Raw genomic sequence first — 1369 nt, 5'->3', positions numbered from 1 at the left:
CAGATACGTATGATATTTACGGTTTATTAACTGTTCGAGGACTTTCACGTTTTGAAACATTCAATATTTCTATTAATAGATTGGGAAAGAATTCTTGTGAAAATGAAAAAGTTATATTTAGTAGTAAGGGACAAATTTATAGAAACGATTACGGTTTATCTTTAACTTCAACTATAAATCCATTTAGTTTTCTAATAGGAGATATAATTACCATTTCAATCCAAATTGAAGCATTAAAAGAATAATAAATTAACCCCATTATAAAATACAAAATCATCTTCATTCGTTATTACTTGTTCTTATTCCACTATTCTGCCAGTTACTTGAATAAGAAAAGCGTCGAGAATGGCAGCTGATCCTTTCAGCTCCGTTCCGCTCTTTAATTCTTGCATCTGAGGGTTGAATAAAAGTGGGCTTATTTGTGATTTTTTAATCTCTTTACCATCAGTTCTGCCATATGTTTCGAATTTGGATTCCCATCATTTTGTAATTTATCAATGATGTTACTATAATCCGTTTCATTTCGGTTCTGACTTAATTTATATGCAGCCTGAATTTCTCCCACCTTAATCTTAAATCCAACTATACCTTTTAGTTCCCTTTCTAAGAGTTGAGGAGAAAGTTTATCCCATAAAACAGGATTTTCACGATGTTCTTCATATTTTTCCAGCATTATTGTTAATTCTTCAATTAATTCATCTTTCTCTAAAATGCTTGCTTTACCATATACATGGACGGCTAGATAATTCCATGTTGGAACTTCTTCATGCCCATACCAAGAAGAAGAAATGTAAGCGTTCGCTCCCTGAAACATAACAAGCACATCTTCACAGGTTTCAAATGTTCTCCACTGAGGATTTCCATAGGCCATATGCCCAGTAATATAGTAATCATCACCCTTTTTATTTAACCCCAAAGGCAAATGAGTGGCAATTGGTTTCCCTTGTTCTGTTGTGACAATCGTGCCAAAAGAGTTTTTTTGAACAAAATCCCAAATTTCATCAACATTTGAGACCTTAAAATATTTTGGAATATACATAATAATCCACCTTTCAAAAAAAAGTTATAGGAGTGTTTTGGTCATTATAAAGTCCATTTGTTCTTCATCACCCATATAAAAAGAGTGGGCTCCCGTTTGAACAAACCCCATTTTCTTGTAAAAAGCAATAGCCTTTTCATTTTTTTCCCATACGCCTAGCCATATTTTCTTTTTATTACGTTCCAGCGCAATTTCCATAGCTTTATTTAGCAGATATTTACCAAGACCATGTTTTTGAAATTTGTTCTTTATATAAATCCTCTCGATTTCAAGTGATTCATCACCCATTTCTTCAGACTGAGCATCATTTGTATTGACCTTTACATATCC

General features: G+C 32.8%; 3 protein-coding genes. 1 reads left to right on the top strand and 2 read right to left on the bottom strand.

Annotation, left to right across the window (positions count from 1 at the left end; all coding sequences use genetic code 11):
* Positions 1 to 245: YceI family protein (locus V7137_RS30180; protein ID WP_335701483.1), on the top strand; the 245-nt coding region annotated here is incomplete at its 5' end.
* Positions 246 to 415: 170 nt separating this feature from the next.
* Here V7137_RS30180 and V7137_RS30175 read toward each other — a convergent pair.
* Both V7137_RS30175 and V7137_RS30170 read right to left on the bottom strand, forming a co-directional pair.
* Positions 416 to 1039 carry an FMN-binding negative transcriptional regulator gene (locus V7137_RS30175; protein ID WP_335701482.1) on the bottom strand — a complete coding sequence of 208 codons (624 nt, stop codon included), beginning with the start codon at positions 1037 to 1039 and terminating at the stop codon, positions 416 to 418.
* A gap of 24 nt (positions 1040 to 1063) precedes the next feature.
* On the bottom strand, positions 1064 to 1369 hold a 306-nt coding region (locus V7137_RS30170; protein ID WP_335701481.1), incomplete at its 5' end, for a GNAT family N-acetyltransferase.

This window comes from Neobacillus drentensis, from assembly GCF_036962765.1.
Lineage (GTDB): Bacteria > Bacillota > Bacilli > Bacillales > Cytobacillaceae > Neobacillus > Neobacillus drentensis_C.
This window is presented reverse-complemented; position numbering and strand designations above follow the sequence as displayed.